3 protein-coding genes are annotated in these 2,463 nt (G+C 36.8%); 1 reads left to right on the plus strand and 2 read right to left on the minus strand.

Annotation, left to right across the window (positions count from 1 at the left end; all coding sequences use genetic code 11):
• Positions 1–87: 87 nt before the first annotated feature.
• Both CJF42_RS25150 and CJF42_RS25155 read right to left on the minus strand, forming a co-directional pair.
• Positions 88–516 (minus strand): protein export chaperone SecB, encoded by a 429-nt coding sequence (locus tag CJF42_RS25150; RefSeq protein WP_095369246.1) that lies wholly within the window; start codon positions 514–516, stop codon positions 88–90.
• 213 nt (positions 517–729) lie between these two features.
• Positions 730–1,272, minus strand: coding sequence for a TetR/AcrR family transcriptional regulator (locus CJF42_RS25155; protein WP_095369247.1), 543 nt, complete (start codon positions 1,270–1,272; stop codon positions 730–732).
• 160 nt (positions 1,273–1,432) lie between these two features.
• Here CJF42_RS25155 and CJF42_RS25160 point away from each other — a divergent pair, with 160 nt between their 5' ends.
• Positions 1,433–2,059, plus strand: a complete 627-nt coding sequence (locus tag CJF42_RS25160; protein ID WP_095369248.1) for a hypothetical protein — start codon at positions 1,433–1,435, stop codon at positions 2,057–2,059.
• The last annotated feature ends 404 nt before the right edge of the window (positions 2,060–2,463 follow it).

Consider the following 2,463-nt stretch of genomic DNA (forward strand, 5'->3'; position numbering starts at 1 on the left):
GCTTTTTGAGAAGTTACAAAATAGTGCCATAAGCTGCCTTTAGTGCATAGAACACAAACGGCACTATTAGTTGATATGTCCCCTTAATTAACTAACATTAAGGATCTCCATATCCTGTGCATTTTCATGAGTTAAACTTACTATTTGACCCAACAATGATGCCAACCAAGTCATGAAGCTCAATAGCGTCTGGTAATCCATTTCATCATTAATATGTTCTGGTGATATGTCCAGCTCAATCTCAGAAATGATGAAAAAATGGCAGAAAACACTTATCTTATCGTTGAGCCAGATAACTAAAGTAGTTGGATTATCTTCTTGCAATGCCTTTATATCTTGGAAGTTGCCAGGAAGCGAGATGAGAGCATCGCTATGAGTGAAGTCGTAACGAAAATCTGATGACTTAATGGCATCAATGAATTTATTCCAAAGCTCTTCAGAGATATTTTCTACATAAATATCTCGTAGAGAACCGTCTATATCGAATTCTGCTTTTATATCATTCCATCGCTTCATTCTGTTGATTCCACTCTAAAATTAAAGGGCTGCTGATCGCTCTGAGCCGAGCTTCGCAAAAGTGCCAACAACAGATATTCAGCATTTAAATTCAGATTTTATTAAATGGCAGTTAAGCCACCAAAGCGGTCATAGAGACTTTAAATCACATTGAAGGTTCACCCGACAAAGCGGTCATTATCAACACGCCATTATCATAAGGAATAAGTGCAATTAATCTTCATTACCTAATTTAGTTATCCAAGCACTTATTTCTTCAATAGGTGTTTTATTGCCATTAAATAACCGAAGCAATAAGCCTCCCACCATTAACGCATAGGCTTGCTCTGATTGACCTTTACCCACAACGCCAGATAATTCGTCCATAAAACGGCTATTTGCTTTTTTTAGTAATTCATCTTTTGCAACATCCTGTGGATCTCGATTTTTAATATAATCCAAAAGCAGTACCATTTCACCCTGAAATCTTTCATCTAGAGTAGTTAGCAGTGCAGTTAATGCATCGCCTTTAGCCCCAGGAATACACTCATTGCTATCTTTCCCATATAAACTATGCTTTTGAGTGATTAATTCGGTGCTTGCCGCAAACAGTTCTTTTTTACTAGGGAAATAATGATACAAAGCACTTTTAGAGACACCAATAGCTTCAGCTATTCCACGCATACCTAATCCGTTGTAGCCATGTTCAGTGAATACGTTTATAGCTTTAGATGCTAACTCTTGACGATAAGCTTCTCGGTCTACAATTTTTGGCATAACTATCTCTATTTAAAACATTAATTCAGTGCGATTTTAACATAGCCTTATAAATTTATATGGACCGAATGGACGAAATAATTGACATAAATTTAAATCTTGATATTATATAGACCAATTGGACTATATAATGTTTTAAATTACTTGTTTGGAGATAAATATGTCACAAGATAAATACACGGTTAATGGAGCTAATATTGATTGGAATTGTGCTGGTAAGTTTAATTTTACGGCAGGTTACAACCCCACAAAAGCTGAGAGTGCTATTGCTAATTATGCGTCATTTCTCGCGCCTGTAATTCTCTATTTTGTTATGTGGAATAAACTAGATTGGTCAATATTACAATTCGCTGTAGCAAGTTTTTTAGCACTTGATATGGTCGGTGGCGTTTTAACTAATTCACTTGGTTCAATGAAGCGTTTTCTGCATACAAATCAAACATTAGAATTAAATTGGCTTGGTAAATTGGTAGGCAGTAAGTTCTTATTTCCTGCCGTTCATTTTCAAATTTTTGTCGTTCCACTATGCTTTGATGTTACTTGGGGCTATGCGTTTTTCTGGTATGGTTTTATGATGGCTTCAATCGTCTTTATTCATATGCTCCCTCAATACATTCATCGCCCAGTAGCTCTACTTTTTGTAATGTTATCTATAATGCTTTCCCAAGTCGCATTTGTTGGCCCCGCTGGACTTGAGTGGTTAGCCTCGCTCTATATGATCAAATTAGTCCTATCTCATGGTGTTCGTGAAGAACCTTATAGACCAGCTATAAACGAAACAAAATAGTGTAATAAGAATACCTAACTTAGGTTTTTCGCATTTCAAAAGTTGCATACTAAGTTAGGTAGCTCTGTTTGTTTAAACTTGGTTAATAGATAACTTTGTGGCTCAGCTTTAACTAGTTAATACATAAACTAAAAGGTTTCTTCAGACTCAAAGTTAACATCAAATGTTGAAAGACAAGCGGCAGCTTTGAGCTTGGAGCAGTCATACGACCGAATGAATTGCGACCGGCCGTTGATCGATCACAACTGAACTTTGCATTAGTGTCATAGATGTTTAGAGCAAGATTCATTACTGGAGATGAACCGACCATTGATGTCCCGCATGATAGGTGGTGTGGTTGCTGGAGGTTAGAGACCTCCGGCTACTCGATTAGGCTACTGAACTTAGTACACTAACAACTGTTT

The organism is Pseudoalteromonas sp. NBT06-2 (assembly GCF_002276045.1).
Classification (GTDB): domain Bacteria; phylum Pseudomonadota; class Gammaproteobacteria; order Enterobacterales; family Alteromonadaceae; genus Pseudoalteromonas.